A 24,648-nucleotide genomic window follows, 5' to 3' on the forward strand; every position below is an offset into this window, starting at 1 on the left:
AGGATGGGAACCGGGCGGGCCAGTCGGCCCGCCCGGGCTGCTTACTTAGTGGCGGTCGCCGTCGGGCTGGAAGTCTGCTCCGCCTTGGGCAGGTACTGTTCCGGCATGGGGGAGCCGGGGAACCACTTCTCGTAGAGCTTCTTCCAGGTGCCGTCCTCCATGGCTTCGGCAAGTCCCTTGTTCAGGGCTTCCTTGAATTCGGTCTTGCCTTTGGCGATGGCAAAACCCGCCGGTGCGTCGAAGGAGGGGATATCGGCGGCGCTGACCAGACCGTACTGCTCCTGGTAGGCCTTGGCTGCCTCGTAGTCCAGGAAGTGGGCGTCAGCTGAGCCGCTGTTCACTGCAGAAATAGCTGAGTTGTTGTCGGGGAAGCGCACCAGGTTGGCATCGGTGAAATTCTTCACCGCGTATGCTTCCTGAAGGGTGCCCTGGACCACGCCGAGCCGCTTGCCGCCGAGATCGTTCTCGTCTTCGATGCCGGAGGTCTTGGTGGTGATGACCGTCAGGTAGCCAGCCAGGTACCCGTCGCTGAAGTCGACAGTCTCCTTGCGTTTGTCCGTGATGCCGATGGCGGCAACGCCGACGTCGAACTGGCCGTTGGCGACGGCGGCGAGCAGACCGGAGAAGTCCTGGCCGGTGAACACCACATTGTCCACACCGGCACGGTTCGCCACGTCCTTGAAGAGTTCGACGTCGAACCCGGTGAACTGGCCCTGGGCGTCCGTGAAGGTGTACGGCTTGGAGTCTCCGAGGCTGGCCACGCGGATGGTGCCGGGTTCGATCAGGCCGTACGGGTTGTCAGCTGGAGCCGCAGCGGGGGTGCCTGAGCCGCCACAAGCGGACAGGGCAAGGACGGCGGCGAGGGCCGAAGCTACGATTCCGCCTTTGCGGCGGCTGTTTCCTTTGAACACGTTATTTTTTCCTATCGGGGGTGTGAGTTGGGGAGCCCGCAGTTTTTGCGGTAGTCAGATTTTCCTGCGGAATCCCTTGTGGAGTCCGGTCTCAGTGCTTACGATTGAGACCGGACTCACATGGGCTTGTTTTCGACTGTAAGTCATCTCATAAACCCTCGTCAAGAGGTTTCGGAAAGGCAGTAATGAAAAATTCTTCCTCCCGGCAGCGCGACACCACAGTGGCGGATGTCGCGAAGGCTGCGCAGGTTTCGAAGGCCCAGGCCGCCCGGGCGTTGGGAAACTATGGGGCAGTCAGCGATGACGTCCGCGAGCGCGTGCTGGCTGCGGCGGAAGAGCTTAACTACCGCCCAAATGAGCTAGCCCGCACCATGAACACGGGAAAATCGAACACCATCGGCGTTGTGGTGGGAGACATCGAGAACCCGCATTTCGGCTTGGCGATGCGGGGGATCTCGGACACGGCGAAGGCCGCCGGGTTCGACGTCATCCTGATCAATACCGGCGAAGATCACATGGCTGAGGTGGACGCCGTGCGGGTCTTGCTGGAAAAGCGTGTGGACGGGCTGATCGTCGCGCCCGCGTCCTCGGCGGAGTACGAACATCTGCGGCGCGTGCACGACGCCGGCAGGCCGCTGGTTCTCTTTGACCGGAAGGCGCCAGGGTTGGACGTGCCGGTGGTTGCTGCAGATATGACGCCGGTTGCGCGCGAGTCCACGGCCTACCTCATCGAGTCAGGACACCGCCGTATCGCCTTCATCTCCACGTTGGAAATTCAGGGACCATACCGGCATGGCATGGAGCTTGCATCCTCACAGATCACTGAGCGGATCGAAGGCATGAACCAGGCGCTTCTGGCGGCCGGACTGGATCCTTGCGAAGAACTGGTGCGGTTGAATGCCGGGGATGCCGACTCCATCAGGGCGGTTGCACGCGAATTGCTGCTCATGCCGGAACCGGCGACGGCGATGATCGCCTCCGATGGCCTGGTGGCGTTGGGTGTTGTAGAGGCCATCCAGGAGTTGGGCCTGCGCATCCCGCAGGATGTCTCGTTTCTGATGTACGACGATTTCGCTTGGACCAAGCTCACCACGCCGCCGCTGACCGTGATCTCGCAACCCGTCTATGACATTGGTGCCTCCGCTGCCGAGGCTTTGATCCGCCTGATCAGGCAGCCGGGGAAAGTCCTTGAGCTGCCCGTATTTCAGGCAACGCTCAAGCATCGGGGATCCATTGCCGCCCCAGTGTCCGAGCGGAAGCGGAAGCGGGAGTCTGCCGCGGCAGTCTCCTGACTGAGAGGCCTGCTTCTTACAGTCCCTCTGCGATCCGCTTGATGGCAACGAGGCGGCGGTCCCACTCATTGCCGATGCTGTCGAGGCGCCGTGCCGTCTCACTGAGCTGTGAGCCGAGCACCCGATAGCGGAGTTCGCGGCCGACGCGTACGGACTCGACCAGCCCGGCCTCCTGCAGCACAGCAAGGTGTTTGGCGATTGCCTGGCGGGTGACCGGCAGGCTCCCGGCGAGGGCCGACGCAGATGCGTCGCCCTCGCCAAGGGCCGCCAGGATACTCCACCGGGTTTCGTCTCCGAGGGCGGCGAACACCGGAACGAGGGTACTTGTGGTCACGAGCCGCCCTCGAGGTAAGCGACCAACTCGTCCAGCTCGGCGTCCCAGCCTCCGCGGTGGCTTTCCATCGCAGAGGAGGGGTCGGTGTGGGTTTCAAAGCCCGATTCGACCACTGTCAGCTGCGTGCCGCCCTGGTGCGGTTCAAGAGTGAAGCGGAACAGCGTGGAGCGGCTGGGGTCGATTGGTGCGTGGGGATCGGCCTGCTCATTGCTCCAGCGGTAGGCGATCATCCGTGGCGCGTCCAGCTCTTCGATCCGCACAGGGACGTCGCCGTGGCCCTCGAAGGAGAAGACGCCGCTGGCGCCGACGGCGGCGCCGTCAAGCACTGCAGACTGGCCAAACCATTTCGCGATGTGCTCTGGCTCAGTGATGGCAGCCCAGACTTTTTCGATTGGTGCTTCGATGGAAATGGTGCGCCTGACAGTGAGTTCGTCCGCGTCGATGACGGAGGGCTGGTTTGTGGTTGTGGTCATGATTCCTGTTTCCTTTCGATGATGTACTGCAACCATATGGTTGCACCGCACCATCAATAAAGCAACCCTCCGGTTGCAGTTCATGTGCCTATGGGCTCGTGGGAGGCCTGCTCCCGTGACGCAACCCGGGCTGCCCGGCCAATAATGGCGCTGTAGGTGGGGTAAGCGAACTTGACCCGAGCCAGGGTGGCAAGGTCGGTGCCCGAGGCCATGGCGGATGCAACAGCTTGGATAACTTCCACGGCGTTCTCGCCAACAGCGTGAGCACCGAGGATCAATTCCCGATGCCGGTCTGTAACGAGCTTCAGGAAGCCGGTTTCACGATCATCGATGATCGGACGCTCCACCGCCGCATATGGAACGGTAACGGAGCGGCACTCGGAGTCCCGCTTCCGGGCCTGCTCCTCGGTAAGGCCGACCCCCGCATAGTCAGGGTCGGTAAATCCTCCCTCGGGCAAAAGATGGTGGGGAGTGGTCCGGTTGGCGCCCAAAACCGCATTGCTCGCCGCCGTTTCACCTTCAAAGACTGCGGCCTGCACCAGCATGCTGGTGCCGTTGGCGTCCCCGGCCACAAAGATGTGCGGAACGTTGGTGCGCAGGTAGTCGTCCACCGGGATGAAGGACCGCTCAGTCTCCACCCCGGCGGCTTCCAGGCCCAGTCCGGGGATGTTGGCCGGCCAGCCGGCTGCCATGATCACGGCGTCAACATCTGCGGTGAACGCTTCTCCGTTCTTCGTCCAGGTGATGCCGAGACTTCCGTTGGCTGATGTCCTGGTAATCCCTTCGATTCCTTGGATTCCCGTCTCCACCCGGATCCCCTTCGAAAGGAAGCTCTGCCCCACAAAAGCGGCGACGTCGTGGTCCTCGGTCAACAGCAGGCGCTGAGCGACGTCGAGGAGCAGAACCTCAGACCCAAGAGCGTTGAAGATGGTGGTTAGTTGCGCGCCTGTATGGCCGCCGCCGATGATGGCCAACCTTCCAGGAAGCTCCGTCAGAGCCAGTACTTCATCGGGGAGAACGGAGAGTTCCGCGCCCGCAATGGGAAGCCGCCTCGCTGCCCCACCGACACAGAGAATGAAGGAGCGTGCGCTGAGTTCCTGCCCGTCGACGTCGACTGTGTGCTCTCCCGTAAACATCGCCTGTCCGGAGAAGAGGTCGATGCTGAGGCGTTCCATCATGGCGTCGTATTGCTTGGCCTGGAGGACCCGCTGCACGGTGTCCTGGACGCGGGTGACCGTCTTCTTCCAGTCAACTGCGGGCTCCTGGACCACGATTCCGTAGTCAAAAGCTGTTCTGACTTCGCGATACAACCGGGCAGTCTTGGCCAGCACGCGCGTGGGTACACAGCCTGAGTTGAGACAGGTTCCGCCCAGTGCAGAACGCTCGACGACGGCGGTTTTGGCGCCCAGTTCCGCAGCGCGTTCGGCCGCAGCCATCCCGGCCGGCCCACCGCCGATGACGAGGACATCGTACGTGTAGTCCATGAGCTGCTCCTTGAATCGGCTGGCCTCGGCTGGTTTACACGGTACCGGAGCGCTCGGAACTTTGGCCCCACGGCAGGCGTAGCAAGCATGCGGACAACAGCTGTCCTGAGTGCCACCATTGGGCGCGCCTTAAGGACAGATCCTGTCCGCAAACCACCCTAGCCTCGAAGTATGGCAAAGAAGGGACGGGAAGAGATGATCTCAGTGAGCAGCAGGTTCGAGGAAGTGTTTTCGTTTATGGGCAAGCGGAAGGGGATGAAGAAAGAAAGGCCCCTGTTCAATGGCGACCTGCTCGATCGGAACAGGGAAGATGTGTTTTCGGAGATGTGCGCGATGGGCATGGGCCGCTGATTCCCGAGCGGACGTGCACCCCAACTACCTCGAGGACGTGTACAGCTGGCGGACCAGATCCTCGATGCCAGGCTCGTGCAACGACAGATCGGCCACCTCTGCAGTTGCTGAGACTGCCGCCAGCAGGACCGCGGCAGAGAGCTGACGCGGATCAAACACGATGCGGTGCCGGATCCCCTCCGCCTCAGCTCCCAGGTGTACTGCACCTGTGGGCAGGACGAGGTCTGCACCATCCAGCGGCGCGATGAGATCCACCACCATGGTCCGCCGCGCTTCCGCCACGTCTGAAAGGCCGGTGAGAGGCCCGTCAAAGGCGATAGCGCCGTCGTCCACTACCAGAATCCGCTGGCAGAGACGCTGGACGTCACTCATGTCGTGGGTGGTCAGCAGCAGGGTGGTGCCGTGTTCACGGCGCTCAAAGTCCAGGAAGCGGCGGAGGCTTTCCTTGCTGATCATGTCAAGGCCGATGGTGGGTTCGTCCAGGATCACCAGCTCGGGCCGGTGCAGTAACGCGGCTGCAACCTCTCCCCGCATCCGTTGTCCGAGCGAAAGCTGCCGCACTGGCGTGCTGAGAAAAGGCCCGATCGCCATGTGTTCAGAGAGCTCCTTAAAGCGCGGCCGCCATCGGCTTTCAGACTGGCGGTGCATCGCGCCCAGGATGGGGAACGAGTCCTTAAGGGGCAAATCCCACCAAAGCTGCGAGCGCTGACCGAACACGACGCCGATCTTGCGGGCCAAGGCCTGCCGCTGCGGCACCGGCTGCAGCCCGCAAACGGTGACCCTGCCTGATGACGGTACCAGGATGCCCGTGAGCATTTTGATGGTGGTGGATTTCCCCGCACCATTGGCGCCGATGTATCCCACAGCCTCACCCCGCTCCACAGTGAAGCTCACGTCCCTCACGGCGTGGACTGTCCGGGAACGGCGCCTCAGCCGGTTCCAGCCCCGGCCCTCACCGGCTTCCGTAACGGTAAAGTTCCGGCACAGTTGCTCTGCCTCGATAATCATTCAGCCTCCTGCTCCGGTGTACTTTTTGATGGCTGCCCGCCACAGCAGCAGCATGAGCCCCCAGAGCACGACGGCGGCCGGCAGTCCCAGCCAGCCCGTCCAGCCTGGGATTCCAGCAGGGCCCTCCAGCTCCAGCAGGACCAGGCTCGGGGCGTAGGCCACCAGCGTGGCCGGGACAACGAACGTAAAAAAGACCTGCATGGGGAGGAACAGGGCGGCGCCCGGCATGGACGCCACGTAGCGGCCCCCGTAGGTGAAGGCGTTTCCAAGCTGGCGCCCGTCCACAAGCCAGAATTGCACCGCCCCCGCGCCCACGAAAAGCGCACCGAAAATCGCGGCACCGGCCAGCGGGGTGATCATGAACAGCAGCACTTTTCCCGGATCCCAATCAATGTCCGTCAGGAACAATGCGGCCGCCATTGCCAGCAATGCGAAGGCCAGCCGGCCGACGCGCCGCAGCTGGAAGTCAGACGTCATGAGCTGCAGCAGCACCGGAAGCGGCCGGGTCAGGAGCACCTCCAGCTTCCCCATCCGGATGGCATCGCTCATAGAGTCGGTCTCGCCCAGCAGCAGATCGCCGATAGAGAAGCCGATCGACGCAAAGGCAAAAACCAGCAAAGCCTGGGCGAAGGTCAGGCCGCCGAAGGTCGGAACGTTATGCAGGATCGCATACAGCTCAACGAACTCCGTAAGCGCCAGCACCACCTGGCCCGTAACATCGGCGGCAAAGCTTCCGCGGTAGGCGGTCTGGGAGCGCAGCCGGGCTGAAATCAGCAGCCGAAGGAGTTTGGCGTTCGAGACCCTGGTGCTGTCCAGGGCTTCACCATCAGCCACCTTGCACCACCAGCTTCCGGGCACCGAACCGGATCATGATCTGCGTGCCGGCCAGCAGCACTGCCAGCCATAGGAGCTGGACGCCCACCAACGCAAGACTCTGCACGCCGTCGGTCCTGCCGGCAAGGATGTCCACCGGCGTCTGCAGCATCGACGGGAAGGGAGTGGCACGGGCGAACTCGAGCATCCATTGCGGGAACCAGGTCACGGGAACCAGGAATCCGGACAGCAGCTGCATGAGGACCAGGTACAGCATCCAGTAGCCTCGGATTTCCACTACCCAGAACGCCAACAGGTTGATGATGAAAAAGCCCAGGAAGTTCAGGGTCATCGCCGCAAGGATGGAGATGAAGCCGAGCACGTAGGGACCGGCTGTAGTGGGGAGCGACAACCCCGTGACAAGGGCCCCAATGAGAAGGGGCGGCAGTCCGCGGGGAAGGACGTCGAAGGCTGCCCTGCCGAGATCCTGTGCCCAGTAGGACGCCGTCAGATTGACCGAGCGGGTAAGGTCGACGGCGATATCCCCGCTTTTGACCCTGTCAGCAACTTCGGCCCGGCCGAAGAGCCCCAAGGGTGACAGGAGGGCCTGGCCCAGCCACACATATGTTGCCGCCTCGACAGGGGAGTAGCCCCCGATCGATCCTCCCGCCGTCGAAATGGCTGAGAGGAGCAGCGATGCGCGGATCAGGCCGAAAACTGAATTGGTGAATGCGCCGGAGACAGCAGCCAGACGGTAAGTGGAGTGGCGCCGGAAGGATGACTTGGCCAGCTCCCAATACGCGTTCACCGGTCGAGTCTACTTGGGCCGGTGCTTTCTCAGGCTGTGATCAGCTGCAACGGCCGGTCGCCGAGGCGGACCTTGATTTCCTGGCCCCAGGTAGCCGTGAGCCGGTCCTCCTCCATCCCGTCGCCGAACACCACCAGCTGATCCGAGGCGACGGTGATGTTCAGCGCTTCCGCGGCCTCCAATGAGCCCTCGGTAAGCGTGGTTCCCGTGACGGGGGAAGGCCAAGCCTCGCGCACAAACCATGCAAGCTTGCGGTCCACGGGCCGGGGGAGTGTCCGGCCGCCGCGTTCAAGGGCAATGGATGCGCACCACCCGGTGGCGCCGGTTCCTGTTGAGACTATGAGGCCGGATGAGGATTGCCGCTCGGTCCCGCCTCCGGGTGTCCGCAGCAAATAACGGGCGGACTGGTGGGAAGCGTGTCCGATGAAGATCTCGTTGAGGCCCGAGAGCTGCTGACCGTCGTCCAGCTCGGCAGTGACGGTGGGAAGCTGTTCGCACGTGGGAACCGGCAGGGTGCCCGTCTCCGCCTGCCCCAGCCGCTGGAAAATCCGGACAGCGTGGGCAACTGTGTGCCGGACAAGGATGCCCGGGTTCGCTCCTGGCTCCGGGTCAATTCCCAAGACCGGTTGGCCGGACAGATACTTTGCGACGTTGGCCACCAGCCCGTCCTGGCCCACGACGGCGATGATGTCCTCGGGCGCCAGAAGGAACCTGCTCAGGTCCGCCCGTTCCACTTCGGCCCGCCGCCAATCGGACGGGATGGCTTCACGGAAGGTGGCCAGTGAATCCTGGAGAAGGTCGTGCCGTTCCTGCACGGACTCGATGGTGCGGCCGCGAGTGCGGAGGAAGAACTCAGCCTGCCCCCGGGTGGCATGCCGGTCAAGCAGCTCCTGAAGTTCGGTGCGCCGGTGCACAATAACCACTCGGGGGTTGGCCATCTTAGGCTCCTGCCTGGTTGGCTGCTGCCGTGCCCGGTATGGCGGCAGGTGCCCTGTGGCCATCACCGCCAGCTGGGAGGTTACCGCCGAGCAGTCCGGCGAGTGCGCCGCTGAGGAGGTCAGGGGTGATGGTGAGATTCCCGATGTTGGGCAGGGATCCGGCTGCGTCCCGCAGGGCCAGGGCCAGAAGCGTGGCCTGGTCCATGCCTTGGTAGACCTCCATGGCGGCGGCTTCCTTGGCGGCGGATGCTTCACCGACAATACGGATGTGGTTCGCTTCCGCGGCAGCTCCGATGCCCTTCCTTTCGGCTGCGGCGTGGGCTTCCACGAGTCCTGCAGTCGCTTTTTCCTCGGCCTGGCGCCGTGCGTTTGCGCCTTCCTGAGTGACCAGTTGCTCCCGGCGGATGGCCAGTTCGATCTGGCTTGCCATCTCGTTTTCGGAGATGGCGCGTTCCCGCTCCACGGCAAGGGCCCGGCGCTCGTAGACTGCCCTGTCCGCTTCGGCCTGGAGTTGTTCGCGGACGGGTGTCTGCAGGGCCCGTTCGACGTCGGACTGGGGGCGGATGGCCAGGACCTGGACTCCCAGGATCTCTATACCGGTGGACTCGAGGCGGGCATCTCCGCGGAGGGCGGCGATAAGGATGCCGCGCAGCTGACTGATCCCCCGTTCAAGTGCTTCCGCCAGCGTGGTGGTGGCCAACTGGTCGATCGCGTGGCTTTGGCAGAGCTGTCCGATGATGCTGGCGACTTGTTCGCGGCCACCTGCCGGACCTGCGCCGACAGGCTGCAGCCCGAAATCCAGGCGTCCTGAAACGGACACCGGATCGATAAAGCGGTATGTCACGTTAGCCTGGACGCTCACGTCCTGGTGATCCCGCGTGATGGCGTGGAACAGGATAGGCAGCTCCTGATCGTCCACGGGAACTTCGCTCAACACAGAGGTAGAGGGCCGGAACCAGAAGGCCTGCCCCACACCCTGGTGGCGAACAGAGCCCGCCTGCAGATGAACCACATAACCTGTGGGGCTTCCCAGGAAGTGGCTTATCCACGGGTAGTTCTTGATGCTGGCCATGAGCTTCTCTTTAGCATTCCGGTTATCGTCAAGGTGACGATAACTTCACAGTAAGTGGTGGGATCATTATTGTCAAGGTGACGATAAGTCGCTTAGGATGGAACGGTGTCCTCCCGTGATCACTCTCCTGCGCGCTTCCCGGTTGCTGTCGACGTCGTTGCCTTGACAGTGCGCGACGACGCCCTGCACGTCCTGCTTGTCACTCGCCTCATAGAACCGTTCCAGGGACGGCTCGCCCTGCCAGGTGGTTTTGTCCTGCCAGGCGAGGACCTCCAAGAGGCGGCTGTCCGGGAGCTGGCCGAGGAGACGGGGGTTGAAAAGGTAGCCGGGCATCTGGAGCAGTTAGGCAGCTACGGGCCACGCGGCCGTGACCCACGCGGGGACGTGCTTGCAGTGGCGCATCTTCTGCTCGCCCCCGACTTCCCGGTCCTGTCCGCCGGAAGCGACGCTGAAATGGCGGCCTGGTATCCCGTGAGCAGCGTCCTTGATGAACACGGGATCCGGCTCGCCTTCGACCATGAGAAGATCCTCAGCGACGGGCTGGAACGGGCCAGGTCCAAGCTGGAGTATTCCCCTTTGGCTGCGGCGTTCTGCGGGGAGGAGTTCACCATTGCACAGCTACGTACGGTCTACGAGGCGGTGTGGGGGCTGCCCCTGGACGCCAGGAATTTCCACCGCAAGGCCACCGGAACCGCCGGTTTCCTCGAAGAGACCGGAAAGCTGACATCCGGCGACACGGGCAGGCCGGCAGCGCTTTACCGGCTGGTCGCAGCCGCCCGGCCGGAACCCGGACATCCCGCCCGGGCCGTGCTGAATCCTCCGCTCATGCGGCCGGTGTCTTAGGCGCCAGTACCTTCAGTGCGGCGCTCTTGGGCCCGTCGGGTCCCTTCATTTCTGCTCCGCTGCCATCGGCGAACGAGGTCCGCTGCTGCCAGTCCTCCAGCGATGGGCGTGATGGCGACGGCGGCATAGACAAAGATCAGCCAGGCAAGAGTGGACAAGGGCGGCCTGGGCGCGCTGAGGAAGGACAGGTTCCCGAGCACTGCTGCTACCCAGAAGAGCAGGACACCGCCCAGAACGGCAGTGCCCGGAACGAATTCCCTGCGCATCTCACCGTCCTCGCCTCAAAATAGGCCCAAGACAGGGGCAGCGGCGCTGGATATTCCGCTGGTGCATTTGGCAGCAGCAGAGGAACCCGCGGTGAGCCGATCCGGCGTCCTTCAGTTTGCAGGTCATGGCAATCCTCAAAGAAACGGGGTGGCCACTGCTCAACCGAGACCATATTAGCCAGACAGAGGTAACGCCCCGCCAACTGCCTGGCCTGACACGCCGCAGTTGCTGCGGGAGCCCTCGACCGGGCCTGAAGCACGGCCGTAAAATTGGAGCCACGAGGTGCATGAAAATGTCTGTGGCAATGGCCGTGGTACTCATCTTCCTCGGCCTGGTTTCCTTTGCGGCCATGATCGGCACGGTCGTCCTGGTGATCCGCGACGGCCGTGGGCACACTCCCGTGGAGCCATCCGTGCGTCCATGGACGGCGGGGAACCTCCCCAGCCGGCCGTATTCCACAATCCGCTTGTAGCCCTGCCGACTGCGTGCGGCCGGGTCCCTGTTTCGAAACGAGGCAACCCGATGAGATCCCGGCCCAGTCGGCTGCAGCATGTGGCCGGATTCAATATCGATACAGTGGCCGCGGCGGCAGGGGACGACCCCGACATCCTCAGACTGGAAAATCTTGACACTGACCTACGCCGGCATGCTGAATCGAGTGCATCTCGCCGGCGGCGTGCCGCGCCTGGTGCCGATGAGGGTGTCTGGCGGCGCGTGGCGGCTGGATCTTGAGGCCTTGGAGGCCGCCGTCTCGCCAGGGACGCGGGCCGTTTTCCTCCAGAATCCATCCTTCCCTTCGGGCTACCGACTAAACGAAGATGAGTGGAGGGCCATTACTCGCTTGTGTGTTGATCGGGACCTGTGGCTGATTTATTGGTCCTTCATGGAAGGGGTTGTCTACGACGGTCAGCCAGTCCTGAGTCCGGTAACGTACCCCGGAATGCGGGAGCGGACAATAATCATTGGCGCGGCCTCCATCGAGCAGCGGATGATCGGTTGGCGGATCGGCTGGATCGTGGCGCCCGCGGAGGTCATGTCGGATCTCGCCGTCGTCCACATCTATAACGGCATTACGCCAGGCGGCATCGCCCAAGCCGGCTTGATTGCGGCGACGGCGACGGCGGTCTGGGGTTGCGTTGAGGAGTGGCAGCGGCGGCGCAATGCCCTCACCACGGCCCTCGACGGTTTTGCCATGATCCCGGCAGCCGGCGGCTGGTCCCAGATCCTGGATACCGTGGAACACGGTGTTGACCCCGGTGACCTTTCGCGCGTCCTGTTGCGCCACGGTGTGGCAGCTACGGCCATGACGGGCTAGGGCGGAGAAGTTGCAACCGCCACCTTCGGCTGGTGTTCAGTAACGAGCCCGTGGAAAGGATTAAGTTGGTGGGTGATCGTTTCAGGGCGGCGATGCGCGAAGCGGGTGGACGGGTCTAGCCGTCCTGGCGCTGTCAGGCAGGCATTCCTGGCGCCCAGGTCTGCAGCCGCCCGCACATTCCAAAGAGCCGCTCTGCGCTCCTGGGATTGGCCCGGGCCACGGATGCCTTCGCAAGGTGTGGGCCCTCACCTTGCTCCAGGTCAGTGAGCCAGGTGTCTGTTTCGTGGACCTCAGCCAGGACCTTATCGGCCCACAGCTTCCGCCACTCCGGAACCCGCCTCCGCACCACATTAACGGCGGCCTTGTGGAATTCCTCCAAAGCGGCATAGCCGCGGCGCTCGACGTCGGCCCTTAGCTCCGCATAGCCGGCCAAGGCGGCGTCTCGCCGGGCGATGGCAGCTGCCGCCACCACCTCGGCACCGGCTTCCGGCGACGGCAAGGCGGCTAGTCGCCGGTATCGCTCCGGGTCTGCGAGGACGTCCGGCTCAAAGGTGAGCACGGCGTCTCCGGCCTCCGGGAGCCCCGAGTTTTGCATCACCACCAGAATGTCCAGGTTTCCGCCGTTGATGAGCCGGTGAACAGTTCCGGGGCTGAACCACAGCAGGTTGCCGGCGGTCAGTTCGTGGGCTGCATAACCGTCGCTGCTGAGAGTCTCCACCTGTCCAGTCCCGCCGATGACCAGGTAGGCCTCCGTGGATGCGGTGTGCAGATGGGGCGAACCGCCGCAGACCCCATCTGCAGCAGCCGAGTCATAGACGGCGAGCCGTGTCACTGCGGTCCCACCAGGGAAAAACGGCAGTTCCTGCACAATGCTCATCGCCGGCTGCCCACTTTCAGGTTTTGCAATGCCTGCCGCCCGGCTTCCGCCAGGTCGGCAAGCCTTTCTTCGGTGGACTCGCCGTTGGCCGCGACGAAGGAGTAGCGGTTGGTCAAAGTGGCTCCGCTGCTGAAGAGGACCTCTTCACTGAAGAACGGTGCCGGCCCCATGCAGGCAAAGGGCTCGCTGCGCGTGAACCACTCGGGTGGATGCTGCTCGTTGCGGTGATCGTCCACCATCATCACGGTGGAGTGGTTGCACGTTCCGTCATGCTGCCCCACGAAGGCGAGCCATTCTCCACGGCCCCCGCGCAGTTCTTCTCCGGAGAGCCCGTCCGGCCCCAGGATCCGGCCGCCGGTGAAATCCCGCGGTCCGCGCCAGAAGAGGCCCCCGTAACCCGCATTCTCCCGTCCCTCGGTGGTGGGTGAGCCGATCCTGATGTCATGGCCGGACACGTTCTGCATCGACGTTTCGAAGGCAATGGCCCAGGAATCGTCATCCGGGGACTCCGAGATTTCAAACGTGCGAAGCTCATCAACCACGTGTTCCCGGGCCTGGGTCCACCATGCGAGCGAATGGCTGAAACGGAAGCGGCCCTCAATCCTGCCCGCTTCAAGAATGTCTTGGTGTTCCATGGAACCGTTGTTGGGCAACCACTGATAATCCTTGCCCCGGCGATAACTGGGGCCGCCCCAGAAGTTGTCTTCGCCCAGGTGCGGCAGCGACCAAGCGAGGCTCTTGTGCCAGGTGTGGTCGTGGGGGCGGAAAACACTGAGTGCGTCGCCGGCGAGCGTCCGCAGTGTCTGGAAACCGGGCCGCGGTGATTCCTGCTGGGCGTCGTCCGGAACGTAGGTATAGCCGGCAATTTCGACGCCGTCGATGCGTACCGCTATTGCCTTGCCGCTGTCCTCCCATTCAATCCCGACGCTCATACGTTTGCGCTTTCTTTTTCGGCAACTTCCCCGGACGCTTCGGGGGCCTGCTGCGTCCACGGTTCCAGGTGGCCGTCCATCCGGGTGAAAAACGCGTGCCCTTCATTGATTTCACCTTTGCGGATTGTTTTTCCCGTGATGCTGGAGGCGTAGATCGCGGCGGCCAGTTCCATGGTGGGGTACGCCCCGGCCAGCGAGACCGGCGGTACTTCTCCGGCTTTGAGCTGGTCCAGAACCACGCTGTACTGCGCGCTGTGTCCGCTGGGGATGTTGGTTTCAGCGGACTCCCACAATTCGGCGAGTTCCTCCGATCCGGGTGCCGGCGTCAGCGTCCAGTGATCGTTGTCGTAGCCGTACAGATGCTCCAGCTCCAGGGTGGCGTGCTCAAAGTCCAGCCGAAGCTGGGAGGTTTCGCGCGGGGAAATCACCGAGTTCATGATGGTGACAATTGCTCCCGACTCGAAGCGGACCACACCCGCGGACACATCCTCGGTGTCCGTTTTCCTTGCAAGCTTGGAGGCGAAGGCTGTGACTTCCTGCCAGGGGCCGAAAAGGTGCACCAGCAGATCGAACTGGTGGATTCCGTGCCCCATGGTGGGGCCGCCGCCTTCCACATCCCATAGTCCCCGCCAGGGCACATCAAAGTACGCCTGGTTCCTGAACCACAATGTGTTGCAGGTTCCCACGAGCGGCTGGCCCAGCCAGCCGGCCTCTTGCAGGGCCACAACGCGCTGGGCGCCGGAGCCGAACCGGTGCTGGAAGACGCAGCTGACAGATCCGCGGGACGCTGCCTCCGCCTTTATCAGGGTGTTCATTTGTTCCAGTGAAAGAGCGGGAGGTTTTTCGATGACCACATGGAGGTCCATGGCGAGGGCCTCCAGGGCAAGGCCCATGTGGCTTGCCGGGGGAGTGCAGATGACTACGAGGTCCAGCTCTCCATTGGCCGCAGCTGTGCGGAGGTCGGGCGCCGTCCTCTGCATGCTCCATTTAGCGGCGAATTCCTGGGACCGGCCTGGATCAAGATCAACTGCCACGGCAAGCTCAACGTTCTCCTGCGTCGACAGGGCATCGGCATGCGCGTGGGCAATGCCTCCCGTCCCAATGATTCCTACGCGCAACGGGCCCGCCTGCGGATTCCACATGTGCTTTGCTCCTTGGTTTGTCCTTTGGCGGCCCTGCTGGTTGTGTGACCCGGGGCACAAAAGTGATCGATAACAAATGATTATGTTATCGATCACTTTTGCTGTCAATGGAGCCATGGAAAGTTACAGCAGTCCCGGAACCTAGTCTCCGAAGGCTGCCAGTCGTGTGGGGTGGGGAGCTGCCGTGGACTCGCGGATCTCCAGTTCGATCAGGCCCGGCCTGGTGTCATCAGGCGACGGCGGAACCCGAGGCTGGCTGGCCGTGTTCCCTTGGATGATGCCCACGAGTTCGCTCATTGCCTGCCGGCCCTGGCCTTCAAGGTCCATGCTCACCGTAGTGAGTGAGGGAACCAGATAACGGGATTCGGGGAGGTCGTCCCAGCCACAGACGCTGATGTCTCCAGGCACCTTGAGGCCACGTTCATAAAGGGCCCGCATCAGGCCGGTTGCCATCTGGTCGTTGGCTGCGAACACCGCCGTAACGCCGGTGTCCATCGGGAGTGTGAGTCCGGCCTGGTAGCCCGAGGCGGCGGACCAGTCCCCTTGGGATTCACCAACAGCGGCCAGGCCCAGCCGGGCGATCGCCTCGCGGTAGACGGCCCGCCTGTTCCTGGCGGAGGGCCATTGTTCCGGTCCCGCCACGTGAAAAAACCGGCGGTGACCCAGTGAGGCGAGGTGCTCCACGATCTGTGCTGCCGCGGCGCCGTCGGCAAGAGTGCCGCGTGCCCGCATCTTGTCGTCATATTCTCCGGCCACCACAACGGGAAGGCCGGAGTGTGCGGCGTCGAGGTGCTGCTGCATGCCGCCTAATGGGACAAATGACAGGACTCCCGCCAGTTGCTCGCTGCCGAGGAGTCCCAGGAGGCGGCTTGAGCGGGTGTCCGCGATGCCTTCAAGCGCGATCACATCCACCAGGTAGCCAGCCTCATGGGCAGCTGCCGCAGCGCCGTTGAGCATCCTCACCGGGACAAATTGAGTGGCTTCCGGAACGATGATGACGATCCGGTAGACCAGCCGTGTCCTCAGGGAACGTGCAGCCATGTTCGGGCTGTAGTTCAGCTCGAGGATGGCCTGCTGGACTTTGGAAACGGTGGCGGGTTTGAGTCCTCCGCTGCCCCGCAGATGCCTGGACACGGTTTGATGTGAAACGCCGGCCAGCCGCGCCACCTCATAGATCGTGGCAGGTTTGGCCGGAGCCTCGCCACCCGCGGTCCTGTCAGTTTCCACAGCAATGCCTCCGCAGCAGGATGTCTGAGTTTGTCTGATTTTCGCTTGGTGTCAGGATAGCCCGGGACCGGGGACCAGAGTGGCCAACGATGCCCAAAACAACGGGAACCCCGCCGGAAACCGGATGGTCCTGACGGGGCTCCCGCTATGCTGCCGGGCCTACTTTTCAGTGGCGAAGTAGCTGATGCATTCTCCTTCACCCTTGAAACCAGGTTCCACGTTGGTGGCCCAGCCGCCGTTCAGGCATGCCTGCTTGCCGGTAACGAAGGCCACCCGGTACTCCTTGAGCTTGCCGTTGGGCGCGTTTACCGTGACGGTAGCAAGGGGATTCTGCACTGTGGCCTGAGCGACTGATACGTTTGCGTTCGTGTCCAGGGCATAGCCCGCAACGGTGGGAACCGCCGTCGACGCCGTCAGCACCTTGTATTCAGTGGTTCCGGCGTCGAAGCCGACAACGGATTTTTGGTCCACGAGCAGACGGCCAAGTCCGGCGGCACCCGCATCAGCCAGCCGTGTTCCGGAAATCGCTACTTCGGCAACCTTGGTGTATGAACCGGGAGTGGCCAGCGAGACGCGCATCCCGCGGGTGGTGACCGGGTTGAAGACCACCTTCACGGGGGACGTCGTGGTCAGGCCGGTAATCACCCCCGCCGAGGTTCCCTGCCAGCCTCCCTGCGCGTCCTGGAACTGGACACTCAGGCTTTGGGCTGCGTGCTCGGCAAGGGTCACAGTGACAGAATCCACCGTGTAATTGCGGGTGAAGGCGTAGCTCAGGCTGTCAGCATTCCGGCCGCCGCCCACCCAGTTGGACCACCGCGTGGTGGTGTTGCCGTCGCAGGTGTTTTTCGGCGCATAGGAGGCTTCCGAGTAGCTGGCGGTCGCCGTCGTCGAGGTGTCCTCCTTGCAGATATGGGTACTGGCCACCCGGTCAACCACCAGGACGGTCAGGACAGCGTCAAGGGGTTTGGAACCGTCGACGCCGGTTGCCGCCTTACCGGCGACGGTGACCGTCCCGGTGGATTCCAGCGCAGCTGATGACAAAGTGCTCCAGTCCCACGTCACTGCAAGGTTGTTTCTGGCTGTCCCGGTACCGATCTGGCCCGGAACATGCGTGGGAGCAGCAGCCTGGACCTCTGTGACAGCCGATCCAACCCCCACCGTCAGCGAGACGGGGTCGGTGGCCACGTACTTGCCGACGGTGACCACGAGCTCGGCGTTGTCAAAGGTCTTGCCGTAACGGTCAACGCCTGATCCATGCAAAGTCACGGTCCCGCGCTTGTTCCAAACTGTCGGATCCACTGCTTCCCACTGGACCGCGATGGGGCTTCCCGGTCCCTTTTCGTACAGCGGAACGACGGTGCCGGGCAACGCGGGGGCAGCGCCAAGGGGAGTGCTGAGGTCAACCCGCCGCGTTCCCTGCAGCACGAGGTCCTCGAGGTCCTCGAATCCCCACGTCTGGTGCGCATTGCTGGTGGCGGTGGCCGTGGATCCGCTGGACGAGGCCAGGGCCACTGAAGAGCCGGCAGCGGTCTGGCTGCCCGAAACCTGCAGCGCGATTGCCGCAGCAGCGTTCACCAGCGTCCATTGCTTCCCGTTTTCGGTGCTCACAATCCACTGTGCCTTGGGCTGGGCCTTGGCCTCCTCCAAACTCAGGCTGGCCAGACGGGCAGATCCAGCCTGGCTTCCGTTCAGGACCCCGCCATCGCCGGTCAGCACCTTGCCGTCTTTATTGGTGACAACAAACCGCCGGTCGTGGGCGTATTCGTCGTCGGCCTTCACAGCGTTGAACGTCCACAGCTGTGGCGCGATTTCCGTGGCATTCGCTCCGAGGTCCTGGATGGAAACAGTGGCGTCCGCCTTAGCCGTGAGGTACTTCCCGCTGGCCTCGCCGCCAACCTGGTAGGTGTGGCCGTCTTTCACGGCCGGGGCGTCTTCAGCCACGCCGCTGACGCCATCCACCAGGAAGGTCACTACTGACGCCGCGGGAATCTCCAGCGTTGCTTTCTTTCCTGCACGGTCCACGGATACCGGTGCACCCTTGATCAGCGCGTTGCGTTCGATGTCCTCAATGGGCGACTTCGTGGTGATCACCGGAGTGACAGTGGCGCCGTCGGCGATGCTGCCGAACTTGGAGAGGTCAATAGTGACCGTCTCGGGGGCCGCGTTGTCATTGAAGTGCACCAGCGTGGCACCGCTGCCGTCAGCCCGCAGTGCGCTCGCGGTCTCCGGGTTGTCGTTGGCGATGAGGAAATCGCCGGGACGGATGTAGTGCGTGAAGTTTCGGGTGGTGTTGTATTTCTGGTTGGTCAGGACACGGCACTTGGCGTCTTCGGCGGAGTCGCCGTCGTTGAGCCGGCGGTTGGAAGAGCCCACACGGCCTTCATAGTTGCAATCGAAGTCGACGTAAATGGAGCCCCAGCCGCCGTTTCCGTGTTCCTGCTTGTAGGTGTCCTCCACCGGCTGCCAGAAGACCCAGGCCTCCGGCTCAAGCTCGCGGAGATCGTTGACCATGCGGCCCGCGATGCCGAGGCCGTTGTTGATGTTGGAGCGGTCCCAGCCTCCGGTGGTGTCGCCGAGGGCGGGGTTGCCGCCCCAGGAACCGCCTACTTCACTCATCCACAGGGTTTTCTGGGTGGATTTCGCGAGGTCCCGGACGCGCCGCCGGTCGTTGGTGCCATAGGTGTGGACGTTCAGCTGGGCGACCGCGTCCTTTGCCTGCTGGCTGTAGGCGTTCCAGTTGTTCATGAACTTCGTGGGATCTGTCTCGTCCATCGCGGAAATGACAGCGGCAGTGGTGGTTCCCTCCTTGCCGAGCTCCCCCGCGAGCAGTTTGGTGACACGGTCCTGTGCGGGCGGGTAGATCAGGGCCCCTTCCTGCTTCTGCGTGTAGGAAGTGGGCGGCTTGCCGGTGACGCTATCGATGGTCGTTGACCAGTAGCCGGAGTTCGGCTCGTTGAACGGGTCAATGGTGTCCACCTTGATGCCGCTTCCCTTCTCCAGAAGTTCGACGGACTTCTTCATGTACGCGGCAAACTTCTGCTCAGCCTGGGGCAACAGGTTCTCGCCCTTGTTGGTGCTGACCTGGCCTGAGACGTACCCGCTTTTGGTCATGAACCAGGGTGGCGAGTTGCTGAAGGCTTCCCAATGGGTGATCTGCTGGTCGGCGGCGAGGCGTTCCACCCACCACCGTTGGGTTTTGTCGGCGTCGCGGTTGTAGGAGGCAGGATCATCCGGGTTCCACTGGTTCAGGAATGCGAGCTTGTTTGCCTGCGTTGCGTCCACTGAACCGTCAGGTCGGTACAGATTCGAAAGTACGGGGTTCTCTGCGGTGGCTTCCGTTACCGGGTTCCACCAGCCCTCCACGGCGCTGCCGTCGTTGAGGTAACTGGCGACGTCGGATGCGCTTCCTCCGCCCACGTTGTAGCGGGCAATGTTGAGGTTCAAGCCATTCTCGCCAAACACCTTCTGGTACAGCTCTTCACGGATCTCCTCCGGGTACCCGCCAGTGGCGTTGGCGAACCAGACGAGGCTGGTCCCCCAACCCTGGAAGGCCTTGCCCTTGCTGGCAGGGTTGGGAGTGATGGTGACAGGAGTACCCACGGTTTCGGCGGCAGTTGCCGGAGCCTCACTGCCGGAGAAAGCCACCAGTCCCGACGCTGCTGTTGCAGCCATGACGGCCATTGCCGCCGAGCGCCGGAACCGGCCTTCGGAAAACGTCATTGTTCAGCCCTTCATCGTTGGAGAGTTCTTGATCGGGCGCGACCGTCATCCGTCAGCGACGTCCAGCCGATCCGCTACCCGCCGACGCTATTACCGCCACCGGTGGCCCACAAGGAATGCGAACATGAACGAACAAACTCGATCATCAACATGCAGGGGGAGCTGAAGCAAGTAGTCCGCGGTATTGTCCTGCCCTATTGTTCGGGGACCCGACCGGATCCATACTGGCAAAATGTTGATGGCGGTCCTCTTTGGCGCGGTGGCCTCCAGCGCGCTGCTGGTGGGGGCCTTCATCGGCATGAGGTTCGAGATGCCCAAGCGGCTCCTCGCCATCCTCCTCTCTTTTGCCTCCGGCGCGCTCATCACCGCCCTGACATTTGAACTCTTCGAAGACGCCTACGAACGGGGTGGAATAGAGCGGGCCGCCATTGGGCTTTTTGCCGGCGCTGCGGTGTTCACAGGCCTCAGTGCGCTGCTGGACCGGTGGGCCCAGCCAGGAGCCGGAGGGGCTCCCGCAGATGAGTTCCAGGGGAGTGCCAAACTTGATACGGACGCTGCGGCTTCCGACCGTCCGCCCACGCCTTCGTCCACCCGCGGCGCTGCCGGAATGGCCCTCCTTGCCGCGGTGACGCTGGACGGGGTTCCGGAGAATGTCGCCCTGGGTATCTCGCTCGGAGAAGGGACCGGCGGGCTGGCCTTGCTGGCGGCCATCTTTGTTTCGAACCTGCCGGAGGCCCTTGTGGGGGCGTCGTCCATGAAGGCGCAGGGAAGAGCTTCAGGCCTGGTCATCGGGCTGTGGACAGCCTGTGCTGTGCTATTGGTGCTGGCAGTCGTACTCGGCGCAGGGCCGCTTTCGGGAAGCGACCCCAGAACAATTTCACTGCCTTTGGCGTTCGCCGCCGGTGCCGTCATAGCTTCGCTCGCCGACACACTGATGCCAGAGGCCTATGAGCACGGCGGCCCTGCGGTGGCCCTGGGCACTGCCGCGGGCTTTGTGCTTTCCTTCGTTCTGTCCCTGGCCTGATGATCAGGACGGCGTGCCTGGGACCCCACAGCCCCGCCCGAAAGGACTATTCTGGAGAGTACCGTTCAGCAGCGCGGGGCCAACGCCTGCCTGTGCCTCGCTGGCGGTTCCAGGCCTACCTGTAGAGGCAAGGTGGAGAGGGGTCAGTCCCATGGCAGGTGACGCCAAGAGGGAAACAGCGGCGGACATTGGACTCCATCTCCAGGATCTGGTGCTGGACAGCTCAGACGTGGGGGAGTTTCTTAACGAGCTCGCGGCCTACTCCGCGAAAAGCCTGTCCAAGCCAGGCCTGAGTGTCTACTGTGGCATCACTGTAATCCGGCGGAAACGGGCACTGACAATTGCCAGCAGCAATGATTGCGCAAGGGCCATGGACGAGCTGCAGAACACCTTCGGTGAGGGGCCGTGCCTGACTGCAATGAAGGAAATGACCACCATTCATGTGCCGGATCTCCGTGATGAATCGCGCTGGCCGGACTATGTCCGGGCCGTGGGAGGTCAGGGCATCCTGTCCATTCTGGGTGTGCCGCTTCCCCTCGAAGGGGAAACGAGGGCCGCGCTTAATCTGTACTCGCCGGAGGCCCATGGATTCTCCGGGGAGGACATTGCTGACGCCGAAGATTTTGCGGAGCGGATCTCGAAGAACCTGCGGCTGGCCCTGCGGATAGCGCAACTGACAGAAGCGCGCAATGACCTCGCGGCCGCAATGCAGTCCCGCACCACTATTGACCTAGCTGTCGGAGCGATCATGGCCCAGAACAGGTGCAGCCAGGATGCCGCCCAACAGATGCTGAACAGAGCCTCGAACAGCCGGAATATCAAGCTGCGGGACGTGGCCGCGGGGATCATTGCGTCCATCAGTGAGGGCTCGGCTGTGCACACCCACTTTGACGAGTAGGGCGGGTTGCGAAGGGCATCCGGTGGACGCAGCCGCGTGCTTGTCGGATTGGCTGCAGGACGTTAGCCTGATCTCGGGAGCATCGCTCAAGCAGCGTGGGCACAGGCCTCCCATACAGCAGGAGTTCTGTCAGTGTCGACCATCTCCAACCGCTTCATTCCAGGCGGCGCCCACCATCCCTACAGCCAGCGGCTGTGGTGCACCCAATGTCATACCGATCGTTTCCTGATCGTCGAGTCAATCGAAGCACTCGAAGGAGGGGAACGGGACTTGGTCAGGGTTTCCTACACGTGCGGGGAGTGTGAATGCTTCTACGAGCACGCTGCTGGTGTGCCGCAGGTGGCGGCCATCCTCAACCGTCCCGGGCCTCCAAAATCGCTGAGCGTTTTGCAGTTTGGCGGGGAATACATCCACTGCGGTGAACCTATGCACGTGGCCGGTTCCGAGCTCCGCAATGCCTATGCCACCATGAAAACGGAGCGGGAGCCTGAAGCGCTCCTGGACGTTTACCTTCGAACCCGCGTCCTCAGATGCAATTGCGGCTTCCAGATGGAGATCCCTGACTGAAGCCCTTCTGCCTGTTTCAGGTGTTCCTCTTGGAGTTCTTGGTGCCGGTGCTGCCGGCGCCGTGGCTGGGCTCGAGCTCCTCAGCGTAAGGGGCACGTGGCAGCGGTGGAACTTCTTCGATCAGTTCGTTGGCGGCGCAGGCCAGCAGGTCGCGCTGCAGCAAGGGCAGGGACAAGAGTCCCTGCAGATACGCGTGGACCTCGTATTCACCCACCGCTCCACCGATGCTGAAATACGTCAGCCATAGGTCCGCAGGGGTGATGTCGGCGGATTTCAGTGCCTTCCTGAGCAGCCGGCACTGTTCTTCTTCGTGGGCCTCGAACCCCATCGGTGACTCCTCTACCCGCGGCGTCCCGGTACAGCCGCAACGATCCGACTGCACTCTTCCAAGAGCGTTGTCCGATCTGCCCTGACACGGCTTAGGAGTTTCCGCATTGCGTCGTCGCTGCTTAGCCCGTGCCGCTCCATCAATATCCCTGTTGCCCTCGCGATGGTGTCCCTGCTGTAAAGTGCGGTTGACAGCGATTCGCTGATGCGGCGTGGCGTTTCAGAACTCTGGACGTTCGCCAGGAGGGTGGCGGCGGGGCCGGCGAACAGCTGAAGTAGCCGGCTTGTTTCCTCGCCATAGATCCCGGGCTGGGCGGCGTAGATTTTCAGCGCGCCGAGTGATTCCTTGCCTGCTGCCAGCGGGGTGCTCAACACTGAACGGATGGGGATCTCCTTCATTGCGGCGCACCATTCCGGCCAGCGGGATTCCGTCCGCACGTCCTCGACGAGAATTGTTGCTTCCGAAGCCCATGCGGTCAGGCAGGGTCCCTGCCCCAGCTCGTATTGTGCGGTATCCGCCTGTTCCACAATCTTGTCAGTGGCGGCGCTGCTGGTGCGTTTGCCCTGCGTATCGAGGAGGGAGATACCTGCACCCAGCGTCCCCGGAATGGCCTGCTTTGCGGCGGCCGCGAGCAACTGTACAGCGCGGTCAACTTTCTCCTCGGTAAGGAGGAGCCCCTTCACCCGGGCGATGACAGAAGAGAGTTCGTCGAGGGGAAGCTGTTTGGACATGATTGCCTCTTGGTCGGGTTCGGGGGTGTGGGCTCAGACCCCTTCCCGGGGTTCCCCAGCCCACAAGCCGGCTTCTTCCAGCATAGCCTCATGCCCGCTGGAGCGCCGGAAACCGCTACCGCCATAAGTCTGACTCAAGGTTGAATCAAGAACGCATTTTTTGGTCTTTTGCAGCCTGAATACGCTGTACTTTGTTCTCTAAGCCTCCGCTTTCCCCCGAAGACCGGAGTGCCTGGAAGCCCCCGCGCTTGAATCACAAGCTCGCGCAGGGGCTTCCGTCATGTAGGCCTCATTGACGGCCGCCATGTCAGTGCGGATGCTTAGAGCGGGCCTCTTGGCCTGAAACCGTAGGGGTTCTCTGCGGGACCCCCGGAGGCACTGTCGTAGCCTTCCTGCCAGGCATTCCTCACAGAGGTGACCAGAGCTGCCAGCAGCCCGTAGTAGGGATGATCCGGGCCCAGGAAAATCATCTCTTCACCGGCTTTTTCCAGAACCATCTGGATGTCCTTGCTCATCTGCCATCTCCTCCTTCATTGGAGTGTTAGCCATTCTGGCCATGAGGGAGGACCTGCGCAATGGCGGTTCGATCAGCCTGTTCCAGACGGGCAGCCAGAACAGGATGGCAGCCATGCTCATGAGTACTGCACCCAAAACATCGCTGGGGTAATGCACGCCCAGATACAGGCGGGAGTATGCAACGCCAATGACAAGAACCGCGCCGGCGACGGCAGTGACTGTTCGTTGATGCCGGGTCTGCGCCAGTACGAGTACGGCACCCCATGCGAGCGCCGCTGCGAACGCCGTGTGCCCGCTGGGGAAGCTGTCGTGGCCGGCTTCTGCGATCAAAGCCTGCGTGGCGTCCGCGGGTGGCCTTAGCCGGAGGATGGCGATTTTCCCCAGTTCCGACGACAACCACCCAACGGAAACCAGCGATCCGAATGCGATAGCAGCAAGTGGCTTCTTCAGAATCACCAGGAGCAGGCAGGCGAGCGCAAGAATAATGATGTTCCCCAGCGGGGAAAAGACGGCATTAAAGGTCAGGAATAGTCCTGTTAGGACAGGGTTTCGCCCGGGAATGAGCAGTTGATCCATTGCCAGGTCCGGTCCCGGGGATCCGTAAGTTTTCCCCAGGTATCCCAGCCCTAGCGTCAGCGCAAACAGTGCGAAGGACGCTGTCAGTAACAACCAGCTTTGACCTGGCATGCGGAGGCAAGGCACGGGACGGCGTGGTTCCTTCATGTCTTCTTTCTGGCATGGATCTGCAGGAAAAGGAGGGGGTTCAAGTATTCCACC

The 24,648-nt window shown here is 62.8% G+C and carries 27 protein-coding genes; 8 read left to right on the forward strand and 19 right to left on the reverse strand.

All coding sequences use genetic code 11. The features are described 5' to 3' along the window. Window positions 1–41: 41 nt before the first annotated feature. Window positions 42–911, reverse strand: coding sequence for an ABC transporter substrate-binding protein (locus M1E05_RS04305; RefSeq protein ID WP_461164549.1), 870 nt, complete (start codon window positions 909–911; stop codon window positions 42–44). A 185-nt stretch (window positions 912–1,096) separates the two neighbouring features. Here M1E05_RS04305 and M1E05_RS04310 point away from each other — a divergent pair, with 185 nt between their 5' ends. Continuing rightward, complete coding sequence (locus M1E05_RS04310; protein WP_461164550.1) at window positions 1,097–2,203, forward strand: LacI family DNA-binding transcriptional regulator; 1,107 nt, start codon at window positions 1,097–1,099, stop codon at window positions 2,201–2,203. A 16-nt stretch (window positions 2,204–2,219) separates the two neighbouring features. On the opposite strand, the gene M1E05_RS04315 is transcribed toward M1E05_RS04310, so the two are convergent. The 3 genes from M1E05_RS04315 to M1E05_RS04325 all read right to left on the reverse strand — a co-directional run bounded on the left by M1E05_RS04315 (window position 2,220) and on the right by M1E05_RS04325 (window position 4,494). Then, a complete protein-coding gene (locus M1E05_RS04315) occupies window positions 2,220–2,537 on the reverse strand; it encodes an ArsR/SmtB family transcription factor (protein WP_461164551.1) in 318 nt (105 codons plus the stop codon). Further along, window positions 2,534–3,010 carry an SRPBCC family protein gene (locus M1E05_RS04320; RefSeq protein WP_461164552.1) on the reverse strand — a complete coding sequence of 159 codons (477 nt, stop codon included), beginning with the start codon at window positions 3,008–3,010 and terminating at the stop codon, window positions 2,534–2,536. Before M1E05_RS04320 ends, M1E05_RS04315 begins: the two co-directional genes overlap by 4 nt. An 80-nt stretch (window positions 3,011–3,090) precedes the next feature. After that, the gene (locus M1E05_RS04325) at window positions 3,091–4,494 is read right to left on the reverse strand and encodes a dihydrolipoyl dehydrogenase family protein (protein ID WP_461164553.1); all 1,404 of its coding nucleotides are present in this window, start codon (window positions 4,492–4,494) and stop codon (window positions 3,091–3,093) included. 171 nt (window positions 4,495–4,665) lie between these two features. On the opposite strand from M1E05_RS04325, the gene M1E05_RS04330 reads away from it, so the two are divergent. Continuing rightward, on the forward strand, window positions 4,666–4,845 hold the full coding sequence (locus tag M1E05_RS04330) for a hypothetical protein (protein WP_458111995.1): 180 nt from the start codon (window positions 4,666–4,668) through the stop codon (window positions 4,843–4,845). Window positions 4,846–4,869: 24 nt separating this feature from the next. On the opposite strand, the gene M1E05_RS04335 is transcribed toward M1E05_RS04330, so the two are convergent. Genes M1E05_RS04335 through M1E05_RS04355 form a run of 5 tightly spaced genes read right to left on the reverse strand, consistent with a single transcriptional unit; the run spans window position 4,870 to window position 9,484 of the window. Beyond that, complete coding sequence (locus tag M1E05_RS04335) at window positions 4,870–5,853, reverse strand: ABC transporter ATP-binding protein (RefSeq protein ID WP_461164554.1); 984 nt, start codon at window positions 5,851–5,853, stop codon at window positions 4,870–4,872. Then, complete coding sequence (locus tag M1E05_RS04340; protein ID WP_458111993.1) at window positions 5,854–6,687, reverse strand: ABC transporter permease; 834 nt, start codon at window positions 6,685–6,687, stop codon at window positions 5,854–5,856. Then, window positions 6,680–7,474, reverse strand: a complete 795-nt coding sequence (locus tag M1E05_RS04345) for an ABC transporter permease (RefSeq protein WP_461164555.1) — start codon at window positions 7,472–7,474, stop codon at window positions 6,680–6,682. Before M1E05_RS04345 ends, M1E05_RS04340 begins: the two co-directional genes overlap by 8 nt. A 29-nt stretch (window positions 7,475–7,503) precedes the next feature. Then, on the reverse strand, window positions 7,504–8,412 hold the full coding sequence (locus tag M1E05_RS04350) for a diacylglycerol kinase catalytic domain-containing protein (RefSeq protein WP_461164556.1): 909 nt from the start codon (window positions 8,410–8,412) through the stop codon (window positions 7,504–7,506). Window position 8,413: 1 nt separating this feature from the next. Beyond that, entirely contained in the window at window positions 8,414–9,484 is a 1,071-nt protein-coding gene (locus M1E05_RS04355; RefSeq protein WP_461164557.1) for an SPFH domain-containing protein, read from the reverse strand. A 105-nt stretch (window positions 9,485–9,589) separates the two neighbouring features. On the opposite strand from M1E05_RS04355, the gene M1E05_RS04360 reads away from it, so the two are divergent. Further along, on the forward strand, window positions 9,590–10,327 hold the full coding sequence (locus M1E05_RS04360; protein ID WP_461164558.1) for an NUDIX hydrolase: 738 nt from the start codon (window positions 9,590–9,592) through the stop codon (window positions 10,325–10,327). Here the strand turns inward: M1E05_RS04360 and M1E05_RS04365 are convergent. Then, window positions 10,324–10,593: a hypothetical protein gene (locus M1E05_RS04365; RefSeq protein WP_461164559.1), complete on the reverse strand. Its 270-nt coding sequence runs from the start codon at window positions 10,591–10,593 to the stop codon at window positions 10,324–10,326. The genes M1E05_RS04360 and M1E05_RS04365 overlap by 4 nt on opposite strands. A 293-nt stretch (window positions 10,594–10,886) precedes the next feature. On the opposite strand from M1E05_RS04365, the gene M1E05_RS04370 reads away from it, so the two are divergent. Together M1E05_RS04370 and M1E05_RS04375 are read left to right on the forward strand one after the other, a co-directional pair. Next, window positions 10,887–11,066, forward strand: coding sequence for a hypothetical protein (locus M1E05_RS04370; RefSeq protein ID WP_458111990.1), 180 nt, complete (start codon window positions 10,887–10,889; stop codon window positions 11,064–11,066). Between the two features lie 153 nt (window positions 11,067–11,219). Then, the gene (locus tag M1E05_RS04375) at window positions 11,220–11,909 is read left to right on the forward strand and encodes a pyridoxal phosphate-dependent aminotransferase (protein WP_461164560.1); all 690 of its coding nucleotides are present in this window, start codon (window positions 11,220–11,222) and stop codon (window positions 11,907–11,909) included. Between the two features lie 133 nt (window positions 11,910–12,042). Here the strand turns inward: M1E05_RS04375 and M1E05_RS04380 are convergent, their stop codons facing one another. The 5 genes from M1E05_RS04380 to M1E05_RS04400 all read right to left on the reverse strand — a co-directional run bounded on the left by M1E05_RS04380 (window position 12,043) and on the right by M1E05_RS04400 (window position 19,807). Next, window positions 12,043–12,786 (reverse strand): cupin domain-containing protein, encoded by a 744-nt coding sequence (locus M1E05_RS04380; RefSeq protein ID WP_461164561.1) that lies wholly within the window; start codon window positions 12,784–12,786, stop codon window positions 12,043–12,045. Next, on the reverse strand, window positions 12,783–13,718 hold the full coding sequence (locus M1E05_RS04385; protein WP_458111987.1) for a DUF6807 domain-containing protein: 936 nt from the start codon (window positions 13,716–13,718) through the stop codon (window positions 12,783–12,785). Before M1E05_RS04385 ends, M1E05_RS04380 begins: the two co-directional genes overlap by 4 nt. After that, on the reverse strand, window positions 13,715–14,860 hold the full coding sequence (locus M1E05_RS04390) for a Gfo/Idh/MocA family protein (RefSeq protein WP_461164562.1): 1,146 nt from the start codon (window positions 14,858–14,860) through the stop codon (window positions 13,715–13,717). Before M1E05_RS04390 ends, M1E05_RS04385 begins: the two co-directional genes overlap by 4 nt. A 141-nt stretch (window positions 14,861–15,001) precedes the next feature. Further along, the gene (locus M1E05_RS04395; RefSeq protein ID WP_461164563.1) at window positions 15,002–16,087 is read right to left on the reverse strand and encodes a LacI family DNA-binding transcriptional regulator; all 1,086 of its coding nucleotides are present in this window, start codon (window positions 16,085–16,087) and stop codon (window positions 15,002–15,004) included. 159 nt (window positions 16,088–16,246) lie between these two features. After that, window positions 16,247–19,807 (reverse strand): discoidin domain-containing protein, encoded by a 3,561-nt coding sequence (locus M1E05_RS04400; protein WP_461164564.1) that lies wholly within the window; start codon window positions 19,805–19,807, stop codon window positions 16,247–16,249. Window positions 19,808–20,039: 232 nt separating this feature from the next. Between M1E05_RS04400 and M1E05_RS04405 the strand changes: the two genes are divergently transcribed. The 3 genes from M1E05_RS04405 to M1E05_RS04415 all read left to right on the forward strand — a co-directional run bounded on the left by M1E05_RS04405 (window position 20,040) and on the right by M1E05_RS04415 (window position 22,296). Continuing rightward, window positions 20,040–20,831, forward strand: coding sequence for a ZIP family metal transporter (locus M1E05_RS04405; RefSeq protein ID WP_461164565.1), 792 nt, complete (start codon window positions 20,040–20,042; stop codon window positions 20,829–20,831). Window positions 20,832–20,982: 151 nt separating this feature from the next. Continuing rightward, on the forward strand, window positions 20,983–21,729 hold the full coding sequence (locus tag M1E05_RS04410; RefSeq protein ID WP_461164566.1) for a GAF and ANTAR domain-containing protein: 747 nt from the start codon (window positions 20,983–20,985) through the stop codon (window positions 21,727–21,729). A 132-nt stretch (window positions 21,730–21,861) separates the two neighbouring features. After that, on the forward strand, window positions 21,862–22,296 hold the full coding sequence (locus M1E05_RS04415; protein WP_461164567.1) for a hypothetical protein: 435 nt from the start codon (window positions 21,862–21,864) through the stop codon (window positions 22,294–22,296). Window positions 22,297–22,312: 16 nt separating this feature from the next. Here M1E05_RS04415 and M1E05_RS04420 read toward each other — a convergent pair whose 3' ends face one another. From M1E05_RS04420 to M1E05_RS04435, 4 genes are all read right to left on the reverse strand, one after another. Next, the gene (locus M1E05_RS04420; RefSeq protein ID WP_458111980.1) at window positions 22,313–22,624 is read right to left on the reverse strand and encodes a hypothetical protein; all 312 of its coding nucleotides are present in this window, start codon (window positions 22,622–22,624) and stop codon (window positions 22,313–22,315) included. 11 nt (window positions 22,625–22,635) lie between these two features. Then, entirely contained in the window at window positions 22,636–23,355 is a 720-nt protein-coding gene (locus M1E05_RS04425) for a GAF and ANTAR domain-containing protein (protein ID WP_461164568.1), read from the reverse strand. 320 nt (window positions 23,356–23,675) lie between these two features. Beyond that, complete coding sequence (locus M1E05_RS04430) at window positions 23,676–23,870, reverse strand: hypothetical protein (RefSeq protein ID WP_461164569.1); 195 nt, start codon at window positions 23,868–23,870, stop codon at window positions 23,676–23,678. Continuing rightward, complete coding sequence (locus tag M1E05_RS04435; protein WP_461164570.1) at window positions 23,830–24,594, reverse strand: phosphatase PAP2 family protein; 765 nt, start codon at window positions 24,592–24,594, stop codon at window positions 23,830–23,832. The genes M1E05_RS04430 and M1E05_RS04435 overlap by 41 nt, the downstream gene beginning before the upstream one ends. Window positions 24,595–24,648 lie beyond the last annotated feature (54 nt).

The organism is Arthrobacter sp. R4-81 (assembly GCF_054792365.1).

Excerpts from the sequence above, each read along its gene's own strand:
- M1E05_RS04325 (WP_461164553.1), bottom strand. The coding sequence starts at position 4,494 with ATGGACTACACGTACGATGTCCTCGTCATCGGCGGTGGGCCGGCCGGG.
- M1E05_RS04310 (WP_461164550.1), top strand. The coding sequence starts at position 1,097 with ATGAAAAATTCTTCCTCCCGGCAGCGCGACACCACAGTGGCGGATGTC.
- M1E05_RS04370 (WP_458111990.1), top strand. The coding sequence starts at position 10,887 with ATGTCTGTGGCAATGGCCGTGGTACTCATCTTCCTCGGCCTGGTTTCC.
- M1E05_RS04330 (WP_458111995.1), top strand. The coding sequence starts at position 4,666 with ATGGCAAAGAAGGGACGGGAAGAGATGATCTCAGTGAGCAGCAGGTTC.
- M1E05_RS04425 (WP_461164568.1), bottom strand. The coding sequence starts at position 23,355 with ATGTCCAAACAGCTTCCCCTCGACGAACTCTCTTCTGTCATCGCCCGG.
- M1E05_RS04355 (WP_461164557.1), bottom strand. The coding sequence starts at position 9,484 with ATGGCCAGCATCAAGAACTACCCGTGGATAAGCCACTTCCTGGGAAGC.
- M1E05_RS04410 (WP_461164566.1), top strand. The coding sequence starts at position 20,983 with ATGGCAGGTGACGCCAAGAGGGAAACAGCGGCGGACATTGGACTCCAT.
- M1E05_RS04335 (WP_461164554.1), bottom strand. The coding sequence starts at position 5,853 with ATGATTATCGAGGCAGAGCAACTGTGCCGGAACTTTACCGTTACGGAA.
- M1E05_RS04320 (WP_461164552.1), bottom strand. The coding sequence starts at position 3,010 with ATGACCACAACCACAAACCAGCCCTCCGTCATCGACGCGGACGAACTC.
- M1E05_RS04435 (WP_461164570.1), bottom strand. The coding sequence starts at position 24,594 with ATGAAGGAACCACGCCGTCCCGTGCCTTGCCTCCGCATGCCAGGTCAA.
- M1E05_RS04420 (WP_458111980.1), bottom strand. The coding sequence starts at position 22,624 with ATGGGGTTCGAGGCCCACGAAGAAGAACAGTGCCGGCTGCTCAGGAAG.
- M1E05_RS04380 (WP_461164561.1), bottom strand. The coding sequence starts at position 12,786 with ATGAGCATTGTGCAGGAACTGCCGTTTTTCCCTGGTGGGACCGCAGTG.
- M1E05_RS04400 (WP_461164564.1), bottom strand. The coding sequence starts at position 19,807 with ATGACGTTTTCCGAAGGCCGGTTCCGGCGCTCGGCGGCAATGGCCGTC.
- M1E05_RS04405 (WP_461164565.1), top strand. The coding sequence starts at position 20,040 with ATGTTGATGGCGGTCCTCTTTGGCGCGGTGGCCTCCAGCGCGCTGCTG.
- M1E05_RS04350 (WP_461164556.1), bottom strand. The coding sequence starts at position 8,412 with ATGGCCAACCCCCGAGTGGTTATTGTGCACCGGCGCACCGAACTTCAG.
- M1E05_RS04430 (WP_461164569.1), bottom strand. The coding sequence starts at position 23,870 with ATGAGCAAGGACATCCAGATGGTTCTGGAAAAAGCCGGTGAAGAGATG.
- M1E05_RS04390 (WP_461164562.1), bottom strand. The coding sequence starts at position 14,860 with ATGTGGAATCCGCAGGCGGGCCCGTTGCGCGTAGGAATCATTGGGACG.
- M1E05_RS04365 (WP_461164559.1), bottom strand. The coding sequence starts at position 10,593 with ATGCGCAGGGAATTCGTTCCGGGCACTGCCGTTCTGGGCGGTGTCCTG.
- M1E05_RS04385 (WP_458111987.1), bottom strand. The coding sequence starts at position 13,718 with ATGAGCGTCGGGATTGAATGGGAGGACAGCGGCAAGGCAATAGCGGTA.